Raw genomic sequence first — 25,921 nt, 5'->3', positions numbered from 1 at the left:
GTTACTCCTCCTTCTTGCTGTTACACCACTCAGCGATAAAAACAGCTAATACTTTCGAAAAATCCAGCAGCTGCTGGATTTCCAGCTTTTCATTCACGGCATGCGCATCCTCTAACTTTCCAGGTCCAAAGATGGCGGTCGGAATTCCGGCACGCCCCAGCCAGCCGGCATCGGTTACAGTTGTGGACATTCCGAGCATCGGCTGTTGGTGTACCATTTTTTCAAAAGAGCTGGTTAAAAGTTTTGTACCAGGATGCTCTTCTTCTAATTCTAATGAAGGAAAAATTTCACCGCGGTCGACGATCATCGATTTTCCTCCCCAAACAAATTCGGGAGGATTGTCTCTAAGCCACGGATCAGATGCTGCAACCGCCAAAATATGCTGTTCAATTTCTCTAATCACTTCTTCATAGTCCTCATTTGGATAAAAATGGACCGTAACCCATAATGAACAGCGATCGGCTACAAATGCTGCATGCCGTCCTCCTTCAATCACCGCAGGATTTATCGTATTCGTACCCGGTGGAAAACCTTCATAGCTTTTAGTCACAGCCCAGTGGCGTTCGAGATCTTGGAGACCAGCGATAACCTTCATCATTTTCTCAATCGCACTAGCCCCTTTCACACCACCGCCGGCATGAATCATTTTCCGGCGGATTCCATCATGATAGGTTTCTTTGCTTTGAATGGTGATCCAGCCGGTAATGACGCCGCCTTGCCCTTGAATATGTAAGTCACTGGTATCAACTACAACGGCATAGTCTGCACTATATCCCCGCTCGACACAGGCTTGGGTCCCTGCTTCACCGACTTCTTCGCCAATGACCGATTGGAATTGGAGGTCGCCTTGTAATGAGACACCCAGTTCCTTTAATAGTTTTATGGCAAAGAGTGATGCTGCAATTCCGCCTTTCATATCGGCTACGCCCCGGCCAACTATATAGCCATCCTTTAGGTAAGCTTCAAAAGGGGATGAACTCCATTCTTTTGTGTCGCCAACCTCGGCCACATCGACATGACCATTTACAATTAAGCTATTAAACTGGTTTGGAGATGCCCCCGGCAAAATACCGACTACATTTGGGTCACCGGGGTACACATCCCACTTATCCGTCGTAAATCCTAACGTTTCTAAATATCCTTTAATAAATTCTTGAACACTGTCGGTATTACGGGCAGGAGGGCTGACTGTCGGAAAGGAAACAAGCTCTGTCAACAGTTCAAGTAATTCCCCTTTTCTCGCCTCGATTTCACCTGTGATTTTTGCCATCAATTCCTCGTTCAATTTCCACACACCCTAGTTTTTTATAGCTGGAGATTTATTTTCATTCATAACTAATACTTTCTTTCTTAAAAATACGACTAAGACCACAAATCCAAGCAGTGCACCTGCAAATGAGCTGAAGATAAATAACGGAATAAATCCAAATAGTGTTGCTTTTTGTCCAAGGATTAACGTGGCAATCGGATACGATAACAGCGCACCAAGGATCCCTGTTCCGATTACTTCACCGGCAAAGGCCAGGTACAACTTTTTTGTTTTTAAAAATAAAAGGGACGCCAGCAATGCTCCCACCATACTGCCTGGAAAAGCAAAAATAGAACCTGTTCCCATTAAATTGCGGATTAATGAGACCAAAAAGGCCTGGGCAACGGCGTAATACGGCCCTAGTAAGACAGCAGATAAGACGTTTAAAAAATGCTGCATGGGGAATACCTTTGTAAACCCGATTGGTATAGCTACGAGATTACTAGTAATCGTACCGATCGCGACCATCATCGCCGTTAGTGTCAGCTTATACGTTTTATTCATGTGATCAGCCCTCCACACTATTTTTTAATGCCTTTGCTGCTTTAAGTGGTGAATCTGCATGACTGATGGCCGTAATAACCGAAACGCCATCTGCTCCGGCCTTTACGACTGCCGCTGCATTTTCACTCGTAATCCCGCCTATTCCGACCATTGGAATCGTATAGTTTTGTTGGCGGAAAATTTCGATTAACTCTGTTCCTCTGACCGGCTTGGCGTCATCCTTTGAGCTAGTAGGGTAGATGGGTCCAATACCAAAATAATCAGCACCATCGTTGAGTGCTATCTCGGCTTCTTCCGGGGTATGGACAGAAACGCCAAGGATTTTACTGTCGCCAATTTTCGAACGTACCACCCTTACTGGCTCATCTTCTTGCCCGATATGGACACCGTCCGCATCCAACTCGATCGCCAGCTCAATGTCATCATTAACGATGAAAGGAATTTCATGTTCTTTGCAGATCCTTTGTAACCGTCTAGCCAGTTCGTACTTTTCTGCCCCAGTTAAAGCACCCTTCCCTTTTTCACGAAATTGAAAAATGGTAACGCCGCCAGCGATTGCTTCTGTTAAAACCTCGACCGGCTCTTTGAGGCAGTTAGGGCTGCCCATGATAAAATAAACCTTTAAAGCATCTCTCAGGTTTTTCATCGATTTTCCAGCTCCCTTCTTTTCCGAAACGCCCCATGGTTGGTCGGGCCATGCCCATGACCGATATCAATGCCGTCCTCAATGGCCGCCTGGATAAACTCCTTCGCTGTTAAGACTGCATCATAAACAGAAGCACCTTTCGCAAGTTCAGCCGTGAGCGCCGCAGAGAACGTACACCCGGTTCCATGTGTATTTTTTGTCGGAATTCGTTTATTGGTAAAGGTATGAAACTCTAGACCATCATAAAGTAAATCCGTTGACTCTGATTCATCTTCATCATGACCGCCCTTGATGACGACCGTTTGAACACCCAGCTCAACCAATCTTAAGGCAGCTTCCTTTTTATCTTCGGCACTTCTTATGGTCAATCCCGTTAAAACCTCCGCCTCCGGAATATTCGGTGTAATCACCTTTGCGAGCGGTAATAAATAGGTTTTCATCGCGAAAATAGCTTCCTGCTGCAGTAAAGACGCACCGCCTTTGGCAATCATCACAGGGTCAACCACAAGGTTCTCCCACCTATATTTCCGTACTTGCTCAGAAACAGCTTCGATAATATCCGAGCTAAACAGCATCCCTGTTTTCACAGCATTCGTGCCGATATCTTCGCCAATCGCTTGAATCTGTTGGACTACCGCTTCTGGCGTCATCGGATAAACTCCATGAACTCCCAGCGTATTTTGCGCAGTCACAGCTGTGATTGCCGACATGCCAAAAACAGCTAATTCTTGAAATGTCTTTAAATCCGCTTGAATTCCTGCTCCGCCGCCGCTGTCTGAACCTGCGATTGTTAATGCTCTTTTCATCTTACAAACCTCCGCTAACATTTTCTGATTGAAACATTTGAAATAATATCTTCTTCGGCAACTAGTGCTAATTGATTCAAGAATTCAATTTGGAAACTTCCAGGTCCCGCTTCCGCTGTCTTTCTTGCCGCCTTTTCTGCAGCAATCCCGTAATAGGCTAAAGCGGCCGCAGCTGCACGGAGAACATCCTTTTCCACTCCCGTAAAGGCACCAATTACTGAGGTTAATAAACAGCCCGTGCCCGTAACTTTCGTTAAAATGGGATGACCTCCGGAAACAACGTACGTAGTTTCACCGTCTGAAACGATATCCTCTTTTCCGGTGATCACCACGACACTGCCCGTTGTTTGCGCAGCCTTGATCGCAAGTTCGAATGTGTTTCCATTTCCTGCTCCAGCATCAACACCTTTAATTTCCCATTTTTCGCCTATTACATTTGCAATCTCTGCAGCATTTCCGCGCACTACTGAAATCTTGACTTCCTTCATTATTTTGTGGGCAGTTTCCGTTCGGTACGGAGTTGCCCCTGCTCCCACTGGGTCGAAAATAACTGGAACCCCGTGCTCGTTTGCCGCTTTGCCAGCAATAATCATGCTCGTAACGTTCTCGCTATTTAACGTGCCAATATTCAACACGAGTGAACTGGCAATCTTCGCCATATCAGCAACCTCTTCCTTGGCATAAGCCATAACTGGCGACGCACCCAAGGCAAGCAGACCGTTCGCTGTAAAATTTGTTACGACCACATTGGTGATATTATGTACAAGCGGACTAACCTCTCTTACTCTATTTACAGTTTCAACCACATAGTTTTTTTCCAACTTACTCTCCCCTTTTCTTTTTTAAACATAGGCTGTGTTAATGGTAATTGTTGAGTTTTAACATGTTGATTGGAGCGAAGCCGCCTGGAGCGGAAATCAACATCCAAGATTAACACAGCGTAAACATAAAAAAACCAGCTCCAAAAAATGGACCCGGTTAGTTTTGAATGCGAAACAAAAACTATCTCACTCGACTACTTTCCTACGCTGGTATTACCCAGATCAGGTCCAAAGGGTTAAAAACTAACTGTTTTCTCTCAGCCTGATACACAGGGCACCCCTAGTAGATCTTCTACTATTCAATTACTCACTCATATTAACGCTAATATTCTTTTATGTAAAGAAATTGTTTCTCAACAAAGACTAACTCTTCGCTAATTCGATGATTTCTTTTAGCTCATTGGTAAATCCCTTGACGGCTCGTTCATTGAGCACGGTGACTGGCACGCCCAGAAAGCCGTATTTTTCCACTTCTTTTTGAAAAGCAGGATTTTTCGAAATATCCCTTGCCTCAAAAGGAATTCCTTCTTCCGTTAGGACCCGTTTGACCATCGTACATTCAATACAATCGTTGGTTGTATAAACGACCACTGTTTTACTCATGTGTTTCTCCTTTAGTTGAAAAAGATATGCTCTGCTTCCATCGTATCACCTATCTGAAAAATCCCAAAGGAAAACAGCTTCTGACGCCGTTTATCTGTGGGGGAGCCAGGGTTAAAAAGAAGGATCCCATTTTCAGCTTTTTTCACAGGGATATGAGAATGGCCAAAAATAATACAATCGACTTCATCCTCAGCAAATGCTTGGATGGCCCGCTTATCGGTCGTTTTTCCTTTGCCGTGACCATGGACAATCCCTATCTTAAACTCGCCCAACTCTAAGATTCTTTTTGCGGGGAAATGTTCCTTGATCGTATCATCGTCGACATTGCCGAAGACCCCTTCGACTTTAGCATAGGTTTGAAGCTCATGAAACACTTCGATTGTTTGCCAATCGCCCGCATGAATAATTAAATCTGTATCAGCTAATTCCGCCATTAATCTGGCGGGAAGTCCTTTGGCACGTTTAGGCAGATGGGTATCGGAAATAATGACAATCTTCATCGTATATCCCCCGTTCAACATAAAGTTTAGTCTATCTATTATATAACAACAGTTCCATTATGTTGAATTCTAGAGATTGATGCATTTTATTCCTCGGGAAAGCGCAGAAACAGACATTTCTCGCACTAGAATGTCGAAAGTGGACTGTTATAGTATACAATGCCAAATGCAAATAAATGGGGCAAAATTCGGGCTTAGTATTGATCTTTTTGCTCTTTTAGACTTAACGCTCTGGTCTGGTGAAGAGAATACCAAAACCCATTCCAATAATAACGGCAAGAACATGGACTGTACCTGTTGAAATCGAAAGGAATTTGATAATACTTCCATAGCTTTCATTTGTTACCTTCAATAATAATCCCTGAACGATTGGCTTATATAGAAGAAAATAAGAGATTAGTACTAATAAAAGAGAAGACCAGTTTCTCCCTAGCAGATACCTTGCTAAAACAAAATATAGAATAGCTAATAAAATCGCCAATCCAAACACAAAGGTATTTATGTATCGGAGAGCGCGGTCTGGCTGATCTAAGAAGGCTAATACAACCAAGTAAATAATCCACGATAAAGATACTACTATGGCAATAAGTTGTGTCTTAAGTAAATACTTCATCTTACAGTCACCTCAACAAGCTGATTCATTAACCTTCTTACCATACCACAATCCAGAAAGAAATGACCAATAAATCATGGTGCCTGTCACCATTTGCACTATATACGGCTTATTGGACGTAAAAAAGGACAAGAAGGAATGTTCTTCTTCTTATCCTTTTTGTTTGGTCCTATTTTACTTTTCGTTAGCCGACGTTAAGGCCAAAGTCAGTTGCGATCCGAGCAAGGCCGCCTTGGTAGCCGGAACCGACTGCTGAGAATTTCCATTCCCCGTTGTGGCGGTATAGTTCGCCTACGATAATTGCCGTTTCGATGGAGAAATCCTCTCCTAAATCATAACGAATAATCTCTTGATTCGTTTCTTCATTTACCACACGGCAAAAGGCATTCGCTACCTGTCCAAAATTTTGGCCTCTTGCTTCCGCATCATGAATCGTAATAACAAACGAAATGCGTTCCACTTGAGCCGGAACAGCCGCTAAATCTACTTTCACCTGCTCATCGTCGCCGTCTCCTGCGCCGGTACGATTATCGCCTGTATGTACAACTGAGCCATTTCCGCCTTCAAGCTGATTATAGAATACAAAATCCTTTTCAGAAGAACACTTGCCATTCGCATTTAAAAGGAAGATACTAGCATCCAAATCGAAATCGTTTCCGCCATCATAACGGTTGGTGTCCCAGCCAAGCCCTACAATAACCTTCGATAAACCAGGATTCGTCTTCGTTAAATCGACCTTTTGACCTTTAGATAATGAAATTGCCATACTAACACCCTTTCCAATTGTATTCTACAGGATGATCGGATCTCTATAAAAAAGTTCCAATACCTTCCTTTATTCTACAAAAATTAATTTAGTTTTACTACTTTTAACACATAAACCATCACAACAAATTCTTCGGTTTTAAATTGATAAAAATGGTTAAATTAAGAAAGTCCAACCTAAAATGGCAGGATATGCTATAATGGACTCTTGGCTAAACTTTTAGCCGTTTATATTTAAGCAGGGAGCGAATCATTTTATGATAAAAATTGAAATACCAAATCCAGATGTCGTTGTTACAAAAAGCAGACAAGTCGGCGAAAAAGTCGAAGCCCCTTTAAGCAGTGTTTACGGTTTTACTGATTATAATAAAATCCCGCGGGACAAGGGTGGCATCATCCTCTTTTTTGACGCCAATGATGACTTGCTTTTTGTAGGAAAAGCTAGAAAGCTGCGGCCTCGGATTAAACGCCATTTTGAGGATACTGTTTCCCCAATCAAGAATCATCGCGATGAAGTATATAAGATTGCTGTATTAGTGGTCGAGGAACCAATGGATCGCGAAATCTACGAAACCTATATCATTAATACCCTTCATGCTAAATACAATATCGAAAAAGTTTTCTATAAATAAAAAAGAAGGGCAGGTTATTCATTTTTAATGGAAAAACCTGCTCTTTCTGTTAACTTATATCACCGTACGTTAAAATCATTTCTTTTTCAATGTGACTTGCTCTGATACCAAATCGAGGCTTGACTGGGCCGATTTCCTCCCCTAATAAAACCTTAATTGCCATATAGGGAATATTGATTCCGGAAAGACAGCTGAAATGAAGTCCGCCGCTCATCCGTGGATTGATTTCCAGCAGCTTTGGCACCTCTTTACTGTATTTCACCTGAATATTAAAAACAAATGGTAATTGGTACTCTTGGTGAAACCGCTGAGCTATATCAATCAGTTCGACACTTTCTACCAGTTCCCGTACACGTCCATCCCCCTTCATCCGTGGGATAGCCGCATACAACCTGTCTTGTGAGGCTAAGCAATCAATACTATATTCCCTTCCATCTAAATACTCCAGCAGCATTAAGTCAGGAAATGTCTCTTGCTGCCCTAAAATTTCACAGGCGTGATCGTAGGAGATTCGATAGCCTCCCCCGCTATGGAAAAGATGATGGATGGACTCTCGTTCTTCCTTAATGACCCGAAAGCCCATTGCCCCTTCCCCAATCACTGGTTTAAAGCAAACCGTGTGTCCCTTTTCCTTAAGCAATGTATACGCCAACTTAAAGTCATCTACGTTATTCACGACCTCATAGTCTGGGATCGAAAAAATCGGTACCCCGTTTGTTAAGGTTTGATATGCGGCAGCCTTGTTATCCATCGTTTCCATCAGGGCTGCATCCGGACAAACGAGGACCTTTACCCCTAACTCCGCAAATTCAGACAATCGCTTCGAAATGAGCACATTTTCTTTGCGGGGAATAAAAATATCGATTCCGTGCGTTTGGCAAAAATCAAGACAGAACTCTATATACTCATCCCCGGAAACATCCGGTTCGACAAAGGCTTTATCACAGTTTTGTAAATATAGGGCATCTTTATTAGGGCTTGTTCCATAAATCGTAAATTTCCGATGATCCTCGTTGTCACGAATCATATCCATATAATGCGAAACCGTCGTAAACCATCGATTAAACCAAATTTTCATTGTGAACCTCTCTTACATTAAAATTGACTTTTCCATTATGGACAAAGAGGTTAGATTTTATAATCTTTTTTTGCAAAAAAAAGCGTTCCCGCAAATAGCAAGAACGTTTAACCCCAATTCCCCCTATAAACCCGGCACCCTAAACCTTCATCTTCAAATCATTAAACCGTGAAGCAAATTCCATGATGGCATCCATATCTAGCTTCGATTGATCAGCTGTAATCCCATCCACTTTTTTCACGACTTGTCTCTCAAAAAAATTCATTTCCGAAACGAGAAATTCACCGCCAAACAAACCTAACGCCACCGAATTCTTCCGCAAGTCCTGCGGATAGGCATTGTTAAATTGCTCAACAGCCAATTCACCCTGTCGCATGCAAACGAGAAATAGACCAAGGTCCTTTTCCAATAGTTCATGGTGATGGGTCTGAATAAACTTTTTGATTCGCCGTTGAATCATACCGGCATGAATGGAACCGCCTATGATAACGGTATCATAATCATTTAAGTCAATAATGGTTTTATCCCTTTTTAAATCGACCGACACCACTTCACCTGCAAGGTGTTCGCTTAATATTCCAACCACTTTTTCTGTAGTCCCATGGGACGAGCAATAAACAATTAAACTTTTCATGCTATTAGCCCTCCTTTTTAGTAAAGAAAACAGCCGCGATGACACTCTGGAAACAAGATGCGAATATACTAATTTCATTATAATTCCTTTTTAACCCAACGCCTGCAACAAAATTGGCAATATTATTACAAACTATAACCACAGTGAAAGAATAAGAAATGGTGCCTGTCACCAATGGAGGTGATTAAGTATGGGCTTGATTGAGTTTCCGTTTGTTTTGGCTGGACCGATTGTGCGGCGGGTGGAGCGTGGGCAGGTTTTTATTTGGGTGGCGACGAGCAGGCGGACGGAGATTGAGGCTGCTCTTTATGAGGTGGAGACGGTTAGTAATCACCCATCAGACGTGTATCATCTGATGGAGACAAAAACAGAAACCACTTCGGTAAGAGCCGGAAAACAGCTTTACATCCATTTAATTAATGTTACACCCACACATGGCTGTTTTCCGAAAGAAACCCTTATTGGCTATAACCTCCACTTTGTCCGTGCCAGCGGCACCCGAACGGACGATTTACAAAGTCTTCACTACCTATCCCCTGATCACCAACACACTATTGTGTACGGAAACTTGAAATACCCTGCCTTCCTGATAAGAAGTGGTGACAGCCAAAGTCATATCTTCTATGGTTCTTGCCGAAAGCTGCATGGGGATGGTCAAGATACACTCGCTCTTGCTGATCACATACTAGAAAAAGACTATGAAAATATCTGCTCCCGTCCTGATGCCCTTTTCCTTATGGGCGATCAAATCTATGCTGATGACGTCGCTGACCCGCTTATTTTAGCGATTTCAACCATCAGCCGGGAACTAATCGGTCATAAAGAACCACTGAGCAAACTGGATGCCCGCCTTGGTCAAGAACCCTACTCTACTGCCCTCACTCAAATGAACGGGAGACAATTTATAATGGAGCACATCGCTCAATTTACAAGCTCCCAAGCGCAAAATCATTTAATAGAGCTTGGTGAATTCGCGGCGATGTATCTTTTGTCTTGGAACCCCGAGCTTTGGTCCGCCATACAGAAACACCAATTACTTCCCTCTTTTGAGGAAGCCGAAGAACAGCAGTTAATCCATTTTTCGTTTCCAAACACTGTCCTTTATCAGAAGGAACACAAACTCGAACGGCAAAAACTGAAGGACCGCTACCTTGAGCAGCAAGAAGCACTGATTACGTTCCAAGAATCTCTCACTCGTGTCAGAAGATTACTGGCGAACATTCCCACCTATATGATTTTTGATGACCATGATATTACCGATGACTGGAATCTATCGGCCGAATGGAAAATGTCGGTCAACAATGCCCCGCTTGGGAAACATGTGGTGGCAAACGGCCTTTGTGCCTATTGGCTTTTCCAAGGCTGGGGAAATGAGCCAGACACCTTTGATGATGATTTTTTAACCACCATGACAAACTATCTTAAACGACTTCGCAAAGGGGTCACCCATCGTAAATATTACGAAAATTGGAGGGAGTTGCTTTGGGAATTCACTTCTTGGCATTACATTGCTCCCACCCACCCAAAAGCGGTCTTTCTAGACACGCGGACGATGAGGGACTATGATACATCTCCAAAACCGCTTAAATTTGGTCAAATCATCAAAGAAAGCGAAGGCTGCCCGCAGCTGGTAAACGAAACGGGATGGTCGCTTATTACCGCCAAACTCGAAAACAGCGGCTGGAAAAAGGAAAGCCCATTAATCGTGGTTTCGGCCACACCCGTTTATGGCATGGGCCTGATCGAATCTTTTTTACACGACTATGTCTATCCTGTTCAAGTGCTCGGCGTAAAGGTGCAAACATCATTTGATTTTGAAGCATGGAAATACAATGGCAAAGGATTTACAGAATTTCTGAGGCATACCTCCAATTGGGCCCCCCTGCCGCTCATCATTTTATCAGGAGATGTTCACTACGCTTCAGCCGTTACAGCAACTGTCACTTTTGCCAATGAAAAAACACTCCCAATCTATCAATTCACTAGCAGCCCTTTTAAAAATATGAGCTTCACCGGAATCTGGGGCCTATTAATGAAAATGGTCATCGCCATCAATGCCTTCAGCCGGAAAAGAGACGATATTTACCGAACATGTACCCCTGATTACACCATCACCCACACCAATCCTGCTGCAGACAACACACCTTACCTATGGAAGGATCAACTCCGTTATCAATTCATTGACAAAGGGTCCATCATCGCAACATCCAATAATCTCGGCCTGGTATCCATCAAAGGCGAACAAATCCAAAACTCGCTCTTAAAAAAATAACGTGAAGGCCGTCATTTTGGCCTTCACGTTTTCATGATTCGTCTAATAAATTGACCGATTTCCCTGGTAGCTCTTTTCGCTTCAGGCAAGAGGTCACCACTAATCTGCCAAACATGCCACATACCATCCCAAACCTTTAACGATACATTTACACCTGCAGCCTTTGCTTTAGCGGCAAGCGATAAGGCATCACTTTGCAGAATTTCATGCGTCCCTGATTGAATCAACATGGGCGGCAATCCGGTTAGGTCTGCAAACACAGGTGAAATCAGCGGATGGTCGAGAGATTCCGACCCCGCATACATTCGGGATGCTTCCTTTACAGCCCTTACACTTAAATAGGGATCCACATCGCCATTTTTCTGATAACTCTCTCCACTGCTTGTTAAATCTACCCATGGCGACAGACAAACAATCCCAGCCGGAAGCGGCTCATTTTGATCCCTTAAGACGAGTGCCGTGGCTAGACACAAGCCGCCGCCGGCCGAATCGCCTGCGAAAATAATGTCTTTGCCAGCATATCCGTGCTTTAACAACCAGTGGTATACGTTGACCGCATCTTCAATTGCCGCCGGAAAAGGATGTTCAGGTGCCAGACGGTACTCAGGAAACAGCACTTTCACACCGGCCGATGCCCCAATCCGTGCAGCAAGCGGCCGATGCGTGTTCGCTGAGCACAGGGCATAACCACCACCGTGAAGATAAAGAATTACCTTATCCTTCAGGGCAGGTCCCGTCGTCAACCACTCTGCATACAACCCTTCGATATGCAAGGGAATGACCTCACAATTTTTCGGAAGTTTGCCCATCTTACTTGCAGCGGTATCAAGCATCTGCCGCTGTTCCTCTATTCCCCTTTGCGATATCCCTTTTTTGGCAGCCCGTTTTACTGAGAGCTTAATTGCTTTTTCAAAAAAATAACTTTGTAAACTTGGCATGATTCCAATCCACCTTTATACCAATAATTACTAATTTTATTATACTAAAAAAGAATATCAATGCGGTAATCATTTTGCTATTACACCTAATATTCCAAACTTTTGTAAATATTCTGTAACAATTGGTCCTGCCTATAGTACAATTAGGCTAACAGGAGGTGTTCAATGAACCGGCTTACCGATCATTTAATCCTTATTTCCTTTGACTGTCTTTCAGCTTTAGACCTTCCCATCTTGCACGAGCTGCCTCACTTTCAAACCATCTTAACAAAGGGCGCACTAGTGGAACAGGTTGAATCCATCTACCCTTCCGTCACTTATCCCTGTCATGCGACAATCGTTACCGGTAACTACCCGAACCGGCATGGTGTTATCAATAATACCCTTCTGCAGCCCGGTAAAACCTCCCCAGATTGGAACTGGTACCGGAAATGTATCAAGGGAACCACCCTTTATGATGAAGTGAAAAAAGCCAATATGACCACGGCCGCCTTTCTATGGCCCGTCACAGCAAAAGCAAACATCGACTACAATATGCCGGAAATCTTTGCCAATCGCCCATGGCAGAATCAAATACTTGTTTCTTTACTAAACGGGACACCCCGATTTCAATGGGAGATGAACAAACGCTATGGTTACATCCGCAAAGGACTTCAGCAGCCGGAGTTGGATGATTTTGTGCTAGAGGCAGCTGTGGATACGATTAAAACAAAGAAACCTAACCTATTAATGGTCCACTTTACCGATTTAGATACCCAGCGCCACGAACATGGTTTTTCATCAAAAGAAGCGATTCAATCCCTTCATCGGCATAATCACCGGCTTGGTAGATTACTAGAAGCTTTAAAAGAAGCCAACATCTTTGAACATTCCACGATCATCGCTTTAGGTGATCACAGCGCACTTGACGAACAGAAGGCGATTAACCTCAATGTCCTTTTACATCAACAAAACTTAATCACCACCAGCGCAACTGGCAAACTAATAAATTGGAAGGCCTATTGTAAAAGTTGTGATGGCTCCGCATATATTTATCTAAACGCCCCTGAAGATCAGTCAACCTTTCAGACGGTTCACCATCTCCTTGAATTGTTAGTGGAGGAACCAGACTTTGGAATAGAAAAATTCATAACAGGAGAGGAAGCCGCCGCAAGAGGAGCAGATGGCACCTGTGCGTTTATGATTGAAGCAAGACCTGGATTTTATTTTCTAGAAGACTACAACGGCGAATTTATCAAACCGATTACGAAAGAGGACACAAAGACCAATAAAAAATATACGATGGCGTGCCATGGTTATTCACCCGAAAAAGAAAATTATGGAACCATTTTAATGGCGGCCGGGAAAGGAATTCAACAGGTCACCCTGCCTGCAATCCGTCTCATTGATGAAGGGCCAACATTCGCAAGGCTTCTGGGTGTCAGCCTTGGTCATACTGATGGAAACGTAATCGAAGAGTTGTTAACTTTAAAGGGGGAAGTAACATGAGTCGAATGTCAAAGCAAGAAAAGAGCTGGGTATTCTATGATTGGGCAAACTCTGCCTATTCCATCCTGATTACAACTGCCATTTTTCCATTGTATTTCAAGGCAGCGGCGAAAGAAGCAGGACTTGCCGCGTCTACCTCCACGGCTTACTGGGGCTATGCCAATTCGATTGCAACCCTATTAATCTCACTTTGCGCTCCTATTTTAGGAAGCATTGCCGATTTCAAAGGCTTCAAAAAACGATTCTTTACTTTCTTCTTCGCGCTCGGCATCATTTTCACCCTCTTACTCGCTGTTGTTCCAAGCGGCCAATGGCTGACTCTCTTAATCTGTTATATGGTGACGGTCATCGGTTTTGGCGGAACCAATATTTTCTATGATGCCTTCCTTGTCGATGTAACGACCGAAGAACGGATGAATCAAGTTTCCTCTAAAGGCTATGCCATGGGGTATATCGGCAGTACCATCCCGTTTATATTGGGAATCGCACTAATCCTATTATCGCAGCAAGGGATCCTTCCAATCTCCGTGACAGTTGCTAGTCAAGCAGCATTTGCCATCACTGCTTTGTGGTGGGGGTTGTTTACGATTCCCATGCTAAAAAACGTCAAGCAGGTTTATTATAAGGAACGCGTCGCAAATCCTGTAAGAAATGGGTTTCGCCAGTTATTTTTAACCTTTAAAAAAATAAGATTATATCGGCCGCTCTTTTTATTCCTATTCGCCTATTTCTTCTACATTGATGGCGTCAATACCATTATTACGATGTCTACAGCCTATGGATCTGATTTGGGCATCACCTCAACCAATCTCTTAATTATTTTGTTTGCTACTCAAGTGGTTGCGGCTCCCTTTGCTTATTTTTATGGGAAGCTTGCCGACCGTTATAAGGGGAAGACGATGCTGTTAGTGGGGATTTTTGTATATGTGGTTATTTGTATCTATGCCTATTTTTTAAAAACTACCTTGGATTTCTGGATTCTCGCCATGCTGGTCGCTTCCTCACAGGGAGGTATTCAAGCATTAAGCCGTTCCTATTTTGCTAAGCTGGTCCCGAAAGATAGTGCCAACGAATTCTTTGGATTCTATAGTATTTTTTATAAGTTTGCTGCCATCTTAGGCCCCTTTTTAGTCGGATTCACGGCCCAACTAACCGGGAATACCAACAGCGGTGTTTTTAGCCTGATTGTATTGTTTATCATCGGCGGCTTGATTTTGATTAGGGTACCCGAAAAAGACACGATTGTAGAATCTAATTCCCTTTCACAATAAATTAGAGTCACACAAAAACAGTGCCTTTCACATTTGAACGAGCACTGTTTTTTATTTATATTGATTGCAGAACTAGCGTTCGGTTATAATAATACTATCAACATCCTTGTTGCTAGAAAACTAATCCCAAACAACAAGGAAAAAGGAGAATTTTATATGATTGCACCGTATTTAATGTTTAACAGACAATGTGATGAGGCCTTTAAAATGTATCAAAAAGCCTTTGATGGTGAAATGGTTTCAATCCAAAAATATGGTGACATGCCGCCAAATCCTTCCTTCCCTGTAGCGGAAAGCGATAAGGACCTTGTTTTACATGCCCAATTGAAATTAACAGAATCAGGATTTATTTATGGTTCGGACGGAAATCGGGATCTTGGAAATGGTGCAAAAGTGTCAATCAGTGTAGAGCTTGATTCCGAGGAACGTGCACATCAAGCATGGGAAATTCTCAAAGATGGCGGCTCTGTTTATATGGATCTGCAGCCCACCTTCTTTTCTAAACTGCATGGTTCTGTACAGGACAAATATGGGGTAACTTGGATGTTTACCGTCAACTAGGAAAGCGCAAACGCAAAGGACAAATTGTCAACGTTAATGAAAAAATTAGCACCCAGGGCCTAAACCTGGGTGCACTCACTTATTTTACATCGTAACCTTGGTCATCAATGGTTTCTTTAATTTTTTCAAGTGAAACGAGTTTCCCATCAAACTCTACAGCCACTATGCCTTCTGCAAGGTCAACTGCCACTTTTTTTACACCCTGCAGCTCACCGACACTGCCTTCGACCGCTTTCACACAATGTCCACAAGACATTCCACTCACCTTTAAGGTAACTTGTTCCATTATTAGTGCCCTCACTTTTTCATTAATTTTTGTATGGTCACAAGGACCTCATCGAGGACCTCCATATCGCCCTCTTGGATTCTCTCCACGACACAGCTTTTCATATGCCCTTCAAGCAATAGTTTTGCCACACTATTTAACGCTGATTGCGTGGCAGCGATCTGGTTAATCACATCATCACAATAGGTATCTTTTTCAATGAGGCCTTTAATCCCGCGGATCTGCCCTTCAATTCGATTCAGCCTAGTAACTAAATTACTTTTCACCTTATCTGGATGATGACTCCGTCGATGGCTTCCCTCATGTTCGCAGCATGTTTCGATCGTTGGCTCCTGCTCAAGTTCTTTTTCATGAGACATTTAAACGCCTCCTTTTTGGTCTAATTATATCATACCACCGTACCGTATATAGCCGCTTCCCATACAATCAACAAAAAAAGAAAAGATAGGCTTTGATTTATTTACAATCCAAGCCTATCTTTTAGAAAAACACTTACAATCCTTCTACAATTCTTTGTTGAATATTGCGAATGACATCTCCTCGGCTGATAACACCTACGACACGTTTTGCACCATTCACGACAGGCAATTTTTTAAAATGATGCTTTGACAAGATGTCGACCACTTTTTCCATATCATCTTCAGGCTGAACTGACATAATCCCATTTGTTTTCGCAAACTTAATAATCTCCCGGTTGATAATCTCACTTAAATGAACTTGTTTATCCTCTACGGCTATATAAGTAATAAAACTAAAATAATCATGAATCCGCCGATCTAAGGGCTTAATAGCGCGGATAATATCGCCATCTGTTACGATGCCGCATAAGGTACCATCTTTATCTGTAATTGGAACCCCGCCGATTTTCTTTTCTACAAATACAGACATAACATCTTTAACTGTATTTTCTGGTCGAACTGTAATTACGTCTCTCACCATAAAATCTCTAACTTTCATCATGGTCACCGCTTTCTTGGGATCAACTCAAAAATAAATGATGTTTTTTCCTTTATTTTTTGTGCTATTGTCAGGTTGACTTGAATATAATAAATTCCATCTTTCAAGATATTATTTTCAAATTTTTAAGGATTCATGAAAACTTATTATTTATTCGGCTCCTCGATCATTAGTGGAAAGCTGTTCTAAAACTCTAGGTGGGAACACCATACGGCAAATCAGTTTGGCAATATCTTGATAATCAGACGGTTTCTCAGACTGGCTTATTTTATCAAGTCCGTTCTCGACCATGACCATAATCGCCCAAGAAAGGGTGTCTACATCCAGATCATCCCAAATTAATCCTTTTTCTCCCGCTTTTTTTAATCCATTAGAAATCCTAGCATGAATTCTTTTTCTAGCATTGTCCAGAACGGCTGCGAGCTCGGAATCCTTTGATAACAGCTCTGGCAGAACATGACGAAGTCCGGACTCATGGATTCGGTCATAATGATTTTCTAAAGAAGACGCCAATGCTGCCACTGGGTCGCTTGAAAGCCAGCTTATTTCCGGTGGAAGAAAGGTCTCAATCTTGTCCTCAAGCAACGACATCAACAGCTGCCGTTTATCGGTAAAATATCGATAGAAGGTTCCGGTTGCAACCCCTGCATGCGCGGCAATTTCTTTTGCCGTAGTCTGCTCATAACCCTTTTCTTGAAACAAGGCATAGCCACTTTCGATTAACGCATTTCTTTTAGCTTGAGCCCGTTCCTGTTTTGGTAAAAATGGAAATTCACCAACCAGCTTTTCATCATCTGACATGTTCTCACCTCGATATTATCTTACCACTTTTCGCAAATTTGAACCATAGTTCATGTTTAAATTGACAGAAATAGCGGATTATGTGATACTTGAACTAATGTTCAGGTTATCCAAGTTGATCATTAATTATTTTTGAGAAAAGTTATTTTACGAAGCAGGAATTTAAGGCTTCAATGCGAATAATTTAGAGTAACTATTTTAATTTTAAAAACATCTTAAAATAATTGGAAGGTGTTGGTTCATTTGGCAAACCAATCTGATTCTAAGAAACTATCTGTTAATTCCACTATTTCATTAAAAGGAATTGTCAAAGCCATTTTCAACGATACCGTTCATGTTCAAATTGGCGGAAAAATCATTCCAATTCCCGCTTCTGATTTTATTATGGAAAAACCAACAAAATAATAACCTTTAAGAAGACCCGTCACAATTGTGACGGGCCTTCTTTTATCTATAATCCTCTGAGTTCAGGCGCTGGTAACACTTACAACTAGTAACATGGTCATTCACCATCCCCACTGCCTGCATAAAAGCATAACAGATGGTTGAACCCACAAACTTAAAGCCTCGCTTCTTTAAATCTTTACTTAAGCGGTCACTTATTTCTGTTGTTGCCGGAACCTCGCTCATTTCCTTGAAATGATTTTGGATTGGCTTTCCATCTACAAAGGACCAGATATAGGCCTGAAAAGACCCAAATTCATCGATGACCTTAAAGAAAGCTTTTGCATTGGTAATAACTGCATTTATTTTCATCTTGTTTCTAACGATTCCTTCATTTTGTAATAGTTCCGCCACTTTGTTTTCATCATAGTGGATAATCTTTTTGGGATCAAAATAATCAAAGGCTTGACGATAGTTGTCCCGTTTTTTTAATATAGTATACCAGCTTAGCCCCGCTTGTGCTCCTTCAAGATTTAAATATTCAAACAGCAGTCGGTCATCATATACGGGTACTCCCCATTCGTGGTCATGATAGTCTATATAGAGTGGGTCCTGATTGACCCAGCTGCATCTTATTTCTTTATCACTCATTCATGTTCTCCTAAATAAATGTCTTTATTTTTATCCCTATTAGTATTACATACTTCCCCCCAAAAAGGTATGCTTACATTCAAAAAGCCGGACACCTAGCAGCAGGTTTCCGGCATAGAATCATTTTATTTTACTAATTCATCCTCTATTAATAAATTTTCTTCTGGAGCTGTGACTTTACGAAAGGTAATCAGCACATTCCAGCTGCCTGAAGACTGACCGTCTGCATAGAAAGTAGGCTTACATTCAAAATCAAGCATGCTTAGCAGCATAGCAAGATGACGCCCGCCTGATTCGACTCTTGCTAACCTTGCATATTCTGGCAGCATATCATATGCGGATTGATAATCCTTGTTCATCACAAATTCAAGAAATTGCTTATCTATTGCATGCTCAGTGATGGTTGGTTTATTATGTCTGCCTCTTACTAAATTATGTGACAAGGCACCACTTGAAATAAAGACAACCCTTTTACTTGTTTCTTGTAAAACCTTTGCAATTTGCCGACCCCACTGATAGGTTTCTTCGATACTGGCTGCCAATGTAACGGATAAATTGATAACGGGTATATCCGCATCTGGATTAAGGTATCGCAATGGAACCACACTTCCATAATCCCACAGATAAAATGGATCATTTACTCCCTGGACCTGAAGGCCCGCATCTTCACCGGCTTTTACGAGCTTGTTTGCTAATTCTTCATCACCTGGGTAGTTGTAAGGGAGGTCTTTAATTAAGTCTGGGGCTTCGAAGGCAGTTAATATCCCTTTATGAACCGGTGTACAATCTACATAATGGAAAAACGTCGAAGGCCAGTGACATGATACTAACACAATCACATCTGGATTTATTTCTTTTATTTGTTTAGCAACTACTTTCATGGATGAGGCCATATCCATTTGAAAATCCGGTACTTGGTCTTCATGACACATACTGGGAACATGGGGAGCTATCATACTAAATTCAATCGTCATAATATCCTCCTATAAAATTGATATCAAAGTTAACGCTTACATCACAACTAAATTGTGGGGAGCAATGATATTCCCCATGCTCCCATTTATCAATCTTTATCTTTCTGACGCAGGTATGCCTGCAATGCCCCAATGGGTTTTTGGTACCTCTGTCACAATGACTCTGATACTTTCCTTTGGTGCATTCAAGGTTTCCTCAACCGTGTGAGTGAGATTTTTAATTAGTTCTGTTACTTTTTCCGGAGGTCTTCCTTCCATAATTTGAACATTAATTAGTGGCATGCTAATCATCCTTTATTTTAGGCTGGGTTAATCTTGAATGTTGATTTCCGCTCCAGGCGGCTTCGCTTTCCGCGGGCGTGCCGGGGAGCCTCCTCAGCGCATTTGCGCCTTTGGGGTCTCCCCCAGGACTTTGATTTTGCATCCTCGAATCCGCCCACGCACGAAGGAAATGCGATAGCATTTTCGAGGAGTCTTCGCCGCCTTCCGCTCCAATCAACGGGCTAAAAAATAAACAATAACCTTTAACACAGCCTTATTTTAAAAAGTACTTCGACTTAATCAGTCACGGTAAAGGTTACTTCTCCAAGCCCATCAAATTTCCCGCTGACGACATCACCATATTTCAGCATAACTGCACTGGTAATCCCGCCTGTTAAAATCACGTCACCCTTACGAACCTTTTCACCTTTTCTGGCTAGCATATTGGCGAGCATCGCAACGGAATGTGCCGGATGACCTAAAACGGCTGCACCTGCCCCAAGTTCTTTTATTTCTCCATTAATGGATAAAGTTGAGCCAAGTAAATCCAATTCAAATTGCTCTGGTTTCTTAAAGGTTGTTCCAAAAACCACTCTTGAGGTTGAGGCATTATCCGCAATCACATCTGGTAAAGTGAAATTGAAATTTTCATAACGACTATCGATGATTTCTAAAGCCGGCAGCACATATTCCGTTTTGGCGAGAACCTGTGCACCAGTTACCCCTGGGCCTTCGATATCTTCCCCAATCACAAACGCGATTTCCGCTTCCACCTTCGGATGAATCATTTCATGTAATGGCAGTTTTCCGCCATTTTCAATCAACATATAATCAAACACATACCCGTAGATGGGATCTTCAATTCCCATTTGTTTCATTTTGGCAAAACTAGTTAAACCCATCTTGGGACCAACGATTCTTCTGCCTTCTTGCAGTTTCATTTGGACGATTTCTTCCTGAACCTGATAAGCTTCCTCTACGGTTAAATCCGGTTTTAGGTTGGCCGTTACCTTTACAACCTCCCGTTTTTCAAGCTCGGCAGCAGCAAGATAATTAGCGATTTCCTTAATTTGACTCACATTGTTCCCCTCCTTTTCTCCATATTAAAAGTGCACACTGACCTGGCCGAGATGAGCAAACCTTGCCGTAAAGGAATCTCCCTTTTCAGCTGCCTCTGCAGCCGACAGCGCTCCGGAAAGGATCACTTCTCCTGCTCGAAGCGGGATATCAAATTCTGATAGTTTGTTGGCTAACCATGCGACACACGTAGCTGGATTTCCTAACGCTGCTGCACCGACGCCAGTATTGACGAGCTCACCGTTTTTCGTTAAGACCATGCCGATTAATTCAAGATCAATATCTTCTATTTTAGTAGGTTTTCCACCTAACACATATAGACAAGATGAACCATTATCAGCGACCGTATCCTGCAGCTTAATCTTCCAATCTTGAACCCTGCTATCAACGATTTCAAGTGCCGGTACGACATACTCTGTGGCTTGAAGAACATCAAGAGTGGTCACATTGGGTCCACGCAAATCTTTTTTCAAAATAAAAGCAATCTCTGCTTCTACTTTTGGCAATAGAACTGATTCTATTGAAATCGTTCCTCCATTTTCCACTACCATACCATCTAGTAAATGCCCGTAATCCGGCTCATCCACTCCAAGCAGGTTCTGCATTGCTAATGAAGTTAAGCCGATCTTCTTGCCAACGACTTTTTGTCCTTGCGCTATTTTTTTATTAATATTTTCAAGCTGGATATAATAAGCTTCTTCGACTGTAAGCTCGGGATCAACCGATGTTAAAGGAGCAATCCCCACTTTGGTCGTTTCTGCCTCAGCTAACTGCTCTGCAAATTGTGTTACTTTACTAGTCAACGTATTTCCTTCCCTTCTTATAGTTTGATCGTGACATTGGAAAGTTCGGAGTAAAAATCGATACTATGCATGCCGCCCGTTCTGCCGATTCCACTATGCTTCATTCCGCCAAAAGGTGTTCGTAAATCGCGTAAGAACCAAGTGTTTACCCAAATAATTCCAGCTTCTAGCTGATGTGCGACCCGATGGGCTCTTCTTAAATCGTTTGTCCAGATCGTTGCACTTAAGCCATAATGGGTATCATTTGCCTGCATTACCACTTCTTCTTCCATATCAAATGGCATAACGGTAACCACTGGTCCAAAAATCTCTTCACGAACACAGCGTGAATTTCGATCCAGCCCAACTAAAATCGTCGGTTCTAAGTAGTAACCTTTTTCATATCCATCCGGACGCTTTCCGCCTGTTAGGATGGTGGCTCCGTCTTCGCGGGCGATATCAATATAGCTGTTAACCCGTTCATAATGTTCTTTGCTGACAAGCGCTCCTACATTTGTATCGGCTTCGAGCGGGTGACCGACTTTTAAGGTTCTAACCCGTTCCGCAAATTTTGTTAAAAATTCTTCGTAAACTGGGCGTTCAACGTAAATCCGGGAACCGCATAAACAAACTTCTCCTTGGTTTACAAAGCTTGATTTGATTGTAGTTTCAATCACTTCATCCAAATCAGAGTCGGCAAAAATAATGTTTGGATTTTTCCCGCCTAGTTCGAAGGAAAGCTTTTTCAAGGAATCGGCTGCTGATTTCATGATCGCTGTACCTGTTCTTGGCTCACCAATAAAGGAAATCGCATCCACATCCGGATGTTCCGAAATCGCTGCACCCGCGGAATTTGGTCCAAAACCATGGACAAGGTTTACGACACCATCCGGAACCCCTGCTTCTTTACAAATTTCCATTAATACAGTTGCGGTCATTGGCGTCCACTCGGCTGGTTTAATAACTGCTGTATTCCCCATGGCTAAACATGGCGCTAACTTCCAAGTCAACAGTAGTAACGGCAGGTTCCAAGGTTTAATAATTCCAACCACACCGACTGGGCGGCGGTAAGAATAATGAAGGGCGATATCATCCTGCATATTGGAATCGGTATTAACAGAGATCATATAATCAGCGAAAAAGTGAAAGTTAAAGGCTGCACGCGGAATATCCACACTGTTTGCTAATGAAAATGGCTTACCCGTATCCATGGATTCAAGATGTGCCAACTCTTCCTGTCTTTCAAGAATTAAATCGCCAATCCGGCGGATAATTTTTGAGCGTTCGACAATCGGCATGTTCTTCCATTTACCATTTAACGCTCGACGCGCTGCCGCTACCGCAAAATTAACCTCTTCTTTTCCCCCTTCTGCAACGGTTCCTAACACTTCTTCAGTTGCTGGGTTGATATTTTCAAACGTCTTGTGATTCTGTGATTCGACAAATTGGCCGTTGATAAAGTGCAAACAATTAATGGCTCTTACTCTAGTTTCTACTTGCATGTCGAAATTCCTCCTACTAATTAATTGATATTTTAATATTTTCTTAACATTATGGTAACGCTTCCGAATTTCACATACAACGCCACTGTTGCTCTATATGCAACAACATAAATATTTTTATAAATTTTTTAAAAAATTCTTAATAGTTAAAAATAGTATTTCCATTCTCCGCTTTTTCTGGTATATTGCCCACTATAGAGCAACGTTGTTTAACATAGTGAAACACATCAGAAAGAGGGATTTCATGTGGACACAAATATCGAGAAGGAAAGTCACCTTTCTTCTGTAAAAAATGCCCTTCGGATCTTACAATCTTTTACCATGGATGAGCCCGAAAAAAAGATCAGTGATCTATCTGCCGCGCTCGGTCTTAACAAAAGCACAGTCAGCCGAACAATGACAACGCTTGCAAGCGAAGGGTTTGTTTTCAAAGATCCAGAAACAAAGAAATATCGGTTAGGTCTTTCCATTTTATCGTTAAGTGGGATTGTCAGCAGTCAGATGGATATCTACAGGGAATCACAGCCTGTCTTAAATCGGTTGGTGGAAAATATCGGGGAAACGGCACATATTTCAGTTTTGGATCAGTTAGACGTGATCTATCTCCAAAAGGTTGAATGTAATCATCCTGTCCGTTTCCTAACCCATATCGGTAAGCGAAATCCTCCTTACTGTACGAGTTCAGGTAAGGTCCTGCTTGCTCATTCTCCCGAAGAAGTCGTTAATCTGGTCATTGCGAAAGGCTTGAAAAAATACACCCAGAATACCCTCACAAACCCGCAAAAGCTTCGGACATATTTAAACCAAGTGAAAGAAAACGGTTATGCCAGTAGTACAGAAGAAATTTTGGAAGGGGTAACCTCCATCGCCGCCCCTATTTTTGATTACAGAGGAAAGGTCATTGCAGCACTATCAGTCGTTGGGCCAACCCAACGAATACAGCAGCATAAAATACAAGGTTTAGCAAAAAAGGTCATGAGTGCAGCAAAAGAGGTTTCAACAAGAATGGGTTATCGAAGTTAGTAATCGATTATTTTAAAATAGTAAAAAGGGGCTGTTTCGGTTGTATGATTTTCACACTCATTTTATCCCATCGGACGTTTTAAGTTGGTTGAAGGATCACCAAAAAACAGTAAATGCAAAATGGATAAAAAAAGAAGAAAGTAAAGATGATTTCTTAGTCGTTAACGAAAAATGGGGCTTCGAATTGAAGAAATCGTTTACGGATGGCGAATTATACCTAGACGAGCAGGCAAAAGCCGGTGTTGATCATTCCGTTTTATCACCGATCCCCCAGCTTTTTATGTATGATTTTCCTGAAGACATCACGCTTGATCTATCCAATGTTTATAATCGTTCATTAGCCGAGTGGACCAACACGTCGCCAAATAGACTCTCAGCGTTAGGAACCGTTCCACTTACCAATCCTATTAAAGCAGCAAAGGTCTTACAAGATGCCATGAATTTGGGTCTTAAAGGGGTTATCATCGGACCTGGTCTGGATGGTCATATGTTATCAGATGAATATTTCACCCCCTTCTTTGAAGAGGCAAATCGGTTGGAAGCAATTGTTTTTATTCATCCCTTACTATGCGAAGACCCTCGTTTAAAGAGAAGAATGATGCCTAATTTAATTGGAGTTCCTTGGGAAACTACAGTTTGTGCAACGGACCTCTTGTTAAGTGGTTTGATTGATCAGTTTCCTAAAGTGAAAATATTATTTGCCCATGGCGGCGGTTTCCTTCCTTACCAGATTGGCAGGCTGGACAAGGGATTTAACCAATGGCCGCAAGTTTCATCCCAGTTAAAGGCCAAACCATCGGAATACTTGAAACGCTTTTGGTATGATACGGTGTTATGGAACCAAGATAGCCTGGATTTCCTAATCAACACGGTTGGTGAGAATCGTGTTGTCCCCGGTTCTGATTATCCATTTGACCTATCTGTTTGGCCACCCACAGAAAATCATGAATTGGCCGTTCGTTCATTACTCGATTAATACTTAAAAAGTTAGTTTAGTTAAAAATGAAGCAGGGAGCTCCCTGCTTCATTTGCTTGGAATTAAATCGGTATAACAGAACCTTATTTGACCAGTATAGATGTCGTTGGTAAACTTTTTCTCGCCCAATTTAAAGCGAATAGGCTCTTTAAATATAGGACCATCAAAAACAAATGAATGGTATTCCCCGTTTTCCCCGCAAGGGTCTACCTCAACTGGAAGGTCCGCCAAAAATGATTGAGTGATTTCCTTGCCTGAAAAACCCTCAGACAATCGAGTCAAATCTACACAAGTCGTAATCGTCCGATATCCTAGGGAAAGAAAGCGATGAATCAATTCCGAGGTGTTTAATCCCCATAAAGGGAATACTGGTGTGATCCCTACAGGCTTTAACATTTCCTCCCTATACTTGCGTACATCTTCCAAAAATAAGTCGCCGAATGCGATATGGTCAATCCCTAATTCCTTCATGGCATCCATTTCTTTCAGCATAATTGCTCCATATTCTTCATTTGAACAGTGTTCCGGGATTCTGATTTTTATCAATGGAAGACCGATAGACTCTACTTGGGCCTCTAGCAATTCTTCTCTTACACCATGAATACTGGTCCGATTAAATCCATCGGTGACCGTTGAAAATAATAGTTTGACCTCATATTCTGTTGAACTTAATAGGTCATGTAAAGCCAACGTTGAATCCTTACCACTAAAGGAAACGGCTGTTTTTTTCATTCTACTCCCCTCCTAATGGTATGTTAACAGACTTTTCATCTCCCTTGTGCAATAAAATCTAGAAACTTTTTTCA

At 42.1% G+C, this 25,921-nt stretch carries 31 protein-coding genes and 1 riboswitch; of the genes, 8 read left to right on the top strand and 23 right to left on the bottom strand.

The features are described from left to right. Position 1: 1 nt before the first annotated feature. From L1999_RS12025 to L1999_RS11985, 9 genes are all read right to left on the bottom strand, one after another. Positions 2-1,285 (bottom strand): acetylornithine deacetylase, encoded by a 1,284-nt coding sequence (locus tag L1999_RS12025; protein ID WP_275677582.1) that lies wholly within the window; start codon positions 1,283-1,285, stop codon positions 2-4. A 12-nt stretch (positions 1,286-1,297) separates the two neighbouring features. After that, positions 1,298-1,813, bottom strand: a complete 516-nt coding sequence (gene thiW / locus L1999_RS12020; protein WP_235743754.1) for an energy coupling factor transporter S component ThiW — start codon at positions 1,811-1,813, stop codon at positions 1,298-1,300. Positions 1,814-1,817: 4 nt separating this feature from the next. Beyond that, on the bottom strand, positions 1,818-2,459 hold the full coding sequence (gene thiE, locus L1999_RS12015; protein WP_235743753.1) for a thiamine phosphate synthase: 642 nt from the start codon (positions 2,457-2,459) through the stop codon (positions 1,818-1,820). Continuing rightward, a complete protein-coding gene (gene thiD / locus L1999_RS12010) occupies positions 2,456-3,265 on the bottom strand; it encodes a bifunctional hydroxymethylpyrimidine kinase/phosphomethylpyrimidine kinase (RefSeq protein ID WP_235743752.1) in 810 nt (269 codons plus the stop codon). The genes thiE and thiD overlap by 4 nt, the downstream gene beginning before the upstream one ends. A 14-nt stretch (positions 3,266-3,279) precedes the next feature. Next, on the bottom strand, positions 3,280-4,086 hold the full coding sequence (thiM, locus tag L1999_RS12005) for a hydroxyethylthiazole kinase (protein WP_235743751.1): 807 nt from the start codon (positions 4,084-4,086) through the stop codon (positions 3,280-3,282). 182 nt (positions 4,087-4,268) lie between these two features. Further along, a riboswitch (TPP riboswitch) is annotated at positions 4,269-4,378 on the bottom strand. A gap of 71 nt (positions 4,379-4,449) precedes the next feature. Continuing rightward, complete coding sequence (locus tag L1999_RS12000) at positions 4,450-4,689, bottom strand: glutaredoxin family protein (RefSeq protein WP_235743750.1); 240 nt, start codon at positions 4,687-4,689, stop codon at positions 4,450-4,452. An 11-nt stretch (positions 4,690-4,700) separates the two neighbouring features. Continuing rightward, on the bottom strand, positions 4,701-5,189 hold the full coding sequence (locus tag L1999_RS11995; protein ID WP_235743749.1) for a metallophosphoesterase family protein: 489 nt from the start codon (positions 5,187-5,189) through the stop codon (positions 4,701-4,703). A gap of 223 nt (positions 5,190-5,412) precedes the next feature. Continuing rightward, positions 5,413-5,802 (bottom strand): hypothetical protein, encoded by a 390-nt coding sequence (locus L1999_RS11990; RefSeq protein ID WP_235743748.1) that lies wholly within the window; start codon positions 5,800-5,802, stop codon positions 5,413-5,415. Between the two features lie 184 nt (positions 5,803-5,986). Continuing rightward, positions 5,987-6,568, bottom strand: coding sequence for a TerD family protein (locus tag L1999_RS11985; protein ID WP_215046014.1), 582 nt, complete (start codon positions 6,566-6,568; stop codon positions 5,987-5,989). Between the two features lie 256 nt (positions 6,569-6,824). On the opposite strand from L1999_RS11985, the gene L1999_RS11980 reads away from it, so the two are divergent. Next, positions 6,825-7,199, top strand: coding sequence for a nucleotide excision repair endonuclease (locus L1999_RS11980; RefSeq protein ID WP_235743747.1), 375 nt, complete (start codon positions 6,825-6,827; stop codon positions 7,197-7,199). A gap of 49 nt (positions 7,200-7,248) precedes the next feature. Here the strand turns inward: L1999_RS11980 and L1999_RS11975 are convergent, their stop codons facing one another. Both L1999_RS11975 and L1999_RS11970 read right to left on the bottom strand, forming a co-directional pair. Further along, entirely contained in the window at positions 7,249-8,277 is a 1,029-nt protein-coding gene (locus L1999_RS11975; RefSeq protein WP_235743746.1) for an ATP-grasp domain-containing protein, read from the bottom strand. Positions 8,278-8,416: 139 nt separating this feature from the next. After that, on the bottom strand, positions 8,417-8,911 hold the full coding sequence (locus L1999_RS11970) for a flavodoxin domain-containing protein (protein ID WP_235743745.1): 495 nt from the start codon (positions 8,909-8,911) through the stop codon (positions 8,417-8,419). A gap of 190 nt (positions 8,912-9,101) precedes the next feature. On the opposite strand from L1999_RS11970, the gene L1999_RS11965 reads away from it, so the two are divergent. After that, complete coding sequence (locus L1999_RS11965; protein ID WP_235743744.1) at positions 9,102-11,183, top strand: metallophosphoesterase family protein; 2,082 nt, start codon at positions 9,102-9,104, stop codon at positions 11,181-11,183. Positions 11,184-11,206: 23 nt separating this feature from the next. On the opposite strand, the gene L1999_RS11960 is transcribed toward L1999_RS11965, so the two are convergent. Next, positions 11,207-12,121 carry an alpha/beta hydrolase gene (locus L1999_RS11960; RefSeq protein ID WP_235743743.1) on the bottom strand — a complete coding sequence of 305 codons (915 nt, stop codon included), beginning with the start codon at positions 12,119-12,121 and terminating at the stop codon, positions 11,207-11,209. A gap of 165 nt (positions 12,122-12,286) precedes the next feature. Between L1999_RS11960 and L1999_RS11955 the strand changes: the two genes are divergently transcribed. From L1999_RS11955 to L1999_RS11945, 3 genes are all read left to right on the top strand, one after another. Next, positions 12,287-13,609 (top strand): alkaline phosphatase family protein, encoded by a 1,323-nt coding sequence (locus tag L1999_RS11955; protein WP_235743742.1) that lies wholly within the window; start codon positions 12,287-12,289, stop codon positions 13,607-13,609. After that, positions 13,606-14,880 (top strand): MFS transporter, encoded by a 1,275-nt coding sequence (locus L1999_RS11950; protein WP_235743741.1) that lies wholly within the window; start codon positions 13,606-13,608, stop codon positions 14,878-14,880. Before L1999_RS11955 ends, L1999_RS11950 begins: the two co-directional genes overlap by 4 nt. A 156-nt stretch (positions 14,881-15,036) precedes the next feature. After that, positions 15,037-15,441, top strand: a complete 405-nt coding sequence (locus L1999_RS11945) for a VOC family protein (protein WP_235743740.1) — start codon at positions 15,037-15,039, stop codon at positions 15,439-15,441. 79 nt (positions 15,442-15,520) lie between these two features. On the opposite strand, the gene copZ is transcribed toward L1999_RS11945, so the two are convergent. The 4 genes from copZ to L1999_RS11925 all read right to left on the bottom strand — a co-directional run bounded on the left by copZ (position 15,521) and on the right by L1999_RS11925 (position 17,485). Then, positions 15,521-15,727 carry a copper chaperone CopZ gene (copZ, locus tag L1999_RS11940; protein WP_235743739.1) on the bottom strand — a complete coding sequence of 69 codons (207 nt, stop codon included), beginning with the start codon at positions 15,725-15,727 and terminating at the stop codon, positions 15,521-15,523. Positions 15,728-15,738: 11 nt separating this feature from the next. Then, the gene (locus L1999_RS11935; protein WP_235743738.1) at positions 15,739-16,086 is read right to left on the bottom strand and encodes a metal-sensitive transcriptional regulator; all 348 of its coding nucleotides are present in this window, start codon (positions 16,084-16,086) and stop codon (positions 15,739-15,741) included. 133 nt (positions 16,087-16,219) lie between these two features. Then, positions 16,220-16,687: a CBS domain-containing protein gene (locus L1999_RS11930; protein WP_235743737.1), complete on the bottom strand. Its 468-nt coding sequence runs from the start codon at positions 16,685-16,687 to the stop codon at positions 16,220-16,222. 147 nt (positions 16,688-16,834) lie between these two features. Further along, a complete protein-coding gene (locus tag L1999_RS11925) occupies positions 16,835-17,485 on the bottom strand; it encodes a TetR/AcrR family transcriptional regulator (RefSeq protein ID WP_235743736.1) in 651 nt (216 codons plus the stop codon). A gap of 243 nt (positions 17,486-17,728) precedes the next feature. Between L1999_RS11925 and L1999_RS11920 the strand changes: the two genes are divergently transcribed. Continuing rightward, positions 17,729-17,890: a hypothetical protein gene (locus L1999_RS11920; RefSeq protein ID WP_235743735.1), complete on the top strand. Its 162-nt coding sequence runs from the start codon at positions 17,729-17,731 to the stop codon at positions 17,888-17,890. 42 nt (positions 17,891-17,932) lie between these two features. Here L1999_RS11920 and L1999_RS11915 read toward each other — a convergent pair whose 3' ends face one another. From L1999_RS11915 to L1999_RS11890, 6 genes are all read right to left on the bottom strand, one after another. Further along, on the bottom strand, positions 17,933-18,520 hold the full coding sequence (locus tag L1999_RS11915) for a DNA-3-methyladenine glycosylase I (protein ID WP_235743734.1): 588 nt from the start codon (positions 18,518-18,520) through the stop codon (positions 17,933-17,935). A gap of 125 nt (positions 18,521-18,645) precedes the next feature. Next, positions 18,646-19,494, bottom strand: coding sequence for a DODA-type extradiol aromatic ring-opening family dioxygenase (locus tag L1999_RS11910; RefSeq protein ID WP_235743733.1), 849 nt, complete (start codon positions 19,492-19,494; stop codon positions 18,646-18,648). A gap of 96 nt (positions 19,495-19,590) precedes the next feature. Then, on the bottom strand, positions 19,591-19,776 hold the full coding sequence (locus tag L1999_RS11905) for a 4-oxalocrotonate tautomerase (RefSeq protein ID WP_215046045.1): 186 nt from the start codon (positions 19,774-19,776) through the stop codon (positions 19,591-19,593). 275 nt (positions 19,777-20,051) lie between these two features. After that, the gene (locus tag L1999_RS11900; RefSeq protein ID WP_235743732.1) at positions 20,052-20,834 is read right to left on the bottom strand and encodes a 2-keto-4-pentenoate hydratase; all 783 of its coding nucleotides are present in this window, start codon (positions 20,832-20,834) and stop codon (positions 20,052-20,054) included. Positions 20,835-20,858: 24 nt separating this feature from the next. Next, positions 20,859-21,635 (bottom strand): 2-keto-4-pentenoate hydratase, encoded by a 777-nt coding sequence (locus L1999_RS11895; protein ID WP_235743731.1) that lies wholly within the window; start codon positions 21,633-21,635, stop codon positions 20,859-20,861. Between the two features lie 17 nt (positions 21,636-21,652). Continuing rightward, entirely contained in the window at positions 21,653-23,116 is a 1,464-nt protein-coding gene (locus tag L1999_RS11890) for an aldehyde dehydrogenase (protein WP_235743730.1), read from the bottom strand. A gap of 246 nt (positions 23,117-23,362) precedes the next feature. Between L1999_RS11890 and L1999_RS11885 the strand changes: the two genes are divergently transcribed. Continuing rightward, entirely contained in the window at positions 23,363-24,139 is a 777-nt protein-coding gene (locus tag L1999_RS11885) for an IclR family transcriptional regulator (RefSeq protein WP_235743729.1), read from the top strand. Positions 24,140-24,179: 40 nt separating this feature from the next. Next, positions 24,180-25,115 (top strand): amidohydrolase family protein, encoded by a 936-nt coding sequence (locus L1999_RS11880; protein ID WP_235743728.1) that lies wholly within the window; start codon positions 24,180-24,182, stop codon positions 25,113-25,115. Between the two features lie 48 nt (positions 25,116-25,163). Here L1999_RS11880 and L1999_RS11875 read toward each other — a convergent pair whose 3' ends face one another. After that, positions 25,164-25,847 (bottom strand): Dph6-related ATP pyrophosphatase, encoded by a 684-nt coding sequence (locus L1999_RS11875; protein ID WP_235743727.1) that lies wholly within the window; start codon positions 25,845-25,847, stop codon positions 25,164-25,166. Between the last annotated feature and the right edge of the window lie 74 nt (positions 25,848-25,921).

Origin of the sequence: Neobacillus drentensis, assembly GCF_021560175.1 — a bacterium.
Taxonomy (GTDB): domain Bacteria; phylum Bacillota; class Bacilli; order Bacillales; family Cytobacillaceae; genus Neobacillus; species Neobacillus drentensis_A.
This window is presented reverse-complemented; position numbering and strand designations above follow the sequence as displayed.

Excerpts from the sequence above, each read along its gene's own strand:
- thiW (WP_235743754.1), bottom strand. The coding sequence starts at position 1,813 with ATGAATAAAACGTATAAGCTGACACTAACGGCGATGATGGTCGCGATC.
- thiE (WP_235743753.1), bottom strand. The coding sequence starts at position 2,459 with ATGAAAAACCTGAGAGATGCTTTAAAGGTTTATTTTATCATGGGCAGC.
- thiD (WP_235743752.1), bottom strand. The coding sequence starts at position 3,265 with ATGAAAAGAGCATTAACAATCGCAGGTTCAGACAGCGGCGGCGGAGCA.
- L1999_RS12000 (WP_235743750.1), bottom strand. The coding sequence starts at position 4,689 with ATGAGTAAAACAGTGGTCGTTTATACAACCAACGATTGTATTGAATGT.
- L1999_RS11995 (WP_235743749.1), bottom strand. The coding sequence starts at position 5,189 with ATGAAGATTGTCATTATTTCCGATACCCATCTGCCTAAACGTGCCAAA.
- L1999_RS11990 (WP_235743748.1), bottom strand. The coding sequence starts at position 5,802 with ATGAAGTATTTACTTAAGACACAACTTATTGCCATAGTAGTATCTTTA.
- L1999_RS11985 (WP_215046014.1), bottom strand. The coding sequence starts at position 6,568 with ATGGCAATTTCATTATCTAAAGGTCAAAAGGTCGATTTAACGAAGACG.
- L1999_RS11980 (WP_235743747.1), top strand. The coding sequence starts at position 6,825 with ATGATAAAAATTGAAATACCAAATCCAGATGTCGTTGTTACAAAAAGC.
- L1999_RS11975 (WP_235743746.1), bottom strand. The coding sequence starts at position 8,277 with ATGAAAATTTGGTTTAATCGATGGTTTACGACGGTTTCGCATTATATG.
- L1999_RS11970 (WP_235743745.1), bottom strand. The coding sequence starts at position 8,911 with ATGAAAAGTTTAATTGTTTATTGCTCGTCCCATGGGACTACAGAAAAA.
- L1999_RS11965 (WP_235743744.1), top strand. The coding sequence starts at position 9,102 with ATGGGCTTGATTGAGTTTCCGTTTGTTTTGGCTGGACCGATTGTGCGG.
- L1999_RS11960 (WP_235743743.1), bottom strand. The coding sequence starts at position 12,121 with ATGCCAAGTTTACAAAGTTATTTTTTTGAAAAAGCAATTAAGCTCTCA.
- L1999_RS11955 (WP_235743742.1), top strand. The coding sequence starts at position 12,287 with ATGAACCGGCTTACCGATCATTTAATCCTTATTTCCTTTGACTGTCTT.
- L1999_RS11950 (WP_235743741.1), top strand. The coding sequence starts at position 13,606 with ATGAGTCGAATGTCAAAGCAAGAAAAGAGCTGGGTATTCTATGATTGG.
- L1999_RS11945 (WP_235743740.1), top strand. The coding sequence starts at position 15,037 with ATGATTGCACCGTATTTAATGTTTAACAGACAATGTGATGAGGCCTTT.
- copZ (WP_235743739.1), bottom strand. The coding sequence starts at position 15,727 with ATGGAACAAGTTACCTTAAAGGTGAGTGGAATGTCTTGTGGACATTGT.
- L1999_RS11935 (WP_235743738.1), bottom strand. The coding sequence starts at position 16,086 with ATGTCTCATGAAAAAGAACTTGAGCAGGAGCCAACGATCGAAACATGC.
- L1999_RS11930 (WP_235743737.1), bottom strand. The coding sequence starts at position 16,687 with ATGATGAAAGTTAGAGATTTTATGGTGAGAGACGTAATTACAGTTCGA.
- L1999_RS11925 (WP_235743736.1), bottom strand. The coding sequence starts at position 17,485 with ATGTCAGATGATGAAAAGCTGGTTGGTGAATTTCCATTTTTACCAAAA.
- L1999_RS11915 (WP_235743734.1), bottom strand. The coding sequence starts at position 18,520 with ATGAGTGATAAAGAAATAAGATGCAGCTGGGTCAATCAGGACCCACTC.
- L1999_RS11910 (WP_235743733.1), bottom strand. The coding sequence starts at position 19,494 with ATGACGATTGAATTTAGTATGATAGCTCCCCATGTTCCCAGTATGTGT.
- L1999_RS11905 (WP_215046045.1), bottom strand. The coding sequence starts at position 19,776 with ATGCCACTAATTAATGTTCAAATTATGGAAGGAAGACCTCCGGAAAAA.
- L1999_RS11890 (WP_235743730.1), bottom strand. The coding sequence starts at position 23,116 with ATGCAAGTAGAAACTAGAGTAAGAGCCATTAATTGTTTGCACTTTATC.
- L1999_RS11875 (WP_235743727.1), bottom strand. The coding sequence starts at position 25,847 with ATGAAAAAAACAGCCGTTTCCTTTAGTGGTAAGGATTCAACGTTGGCT.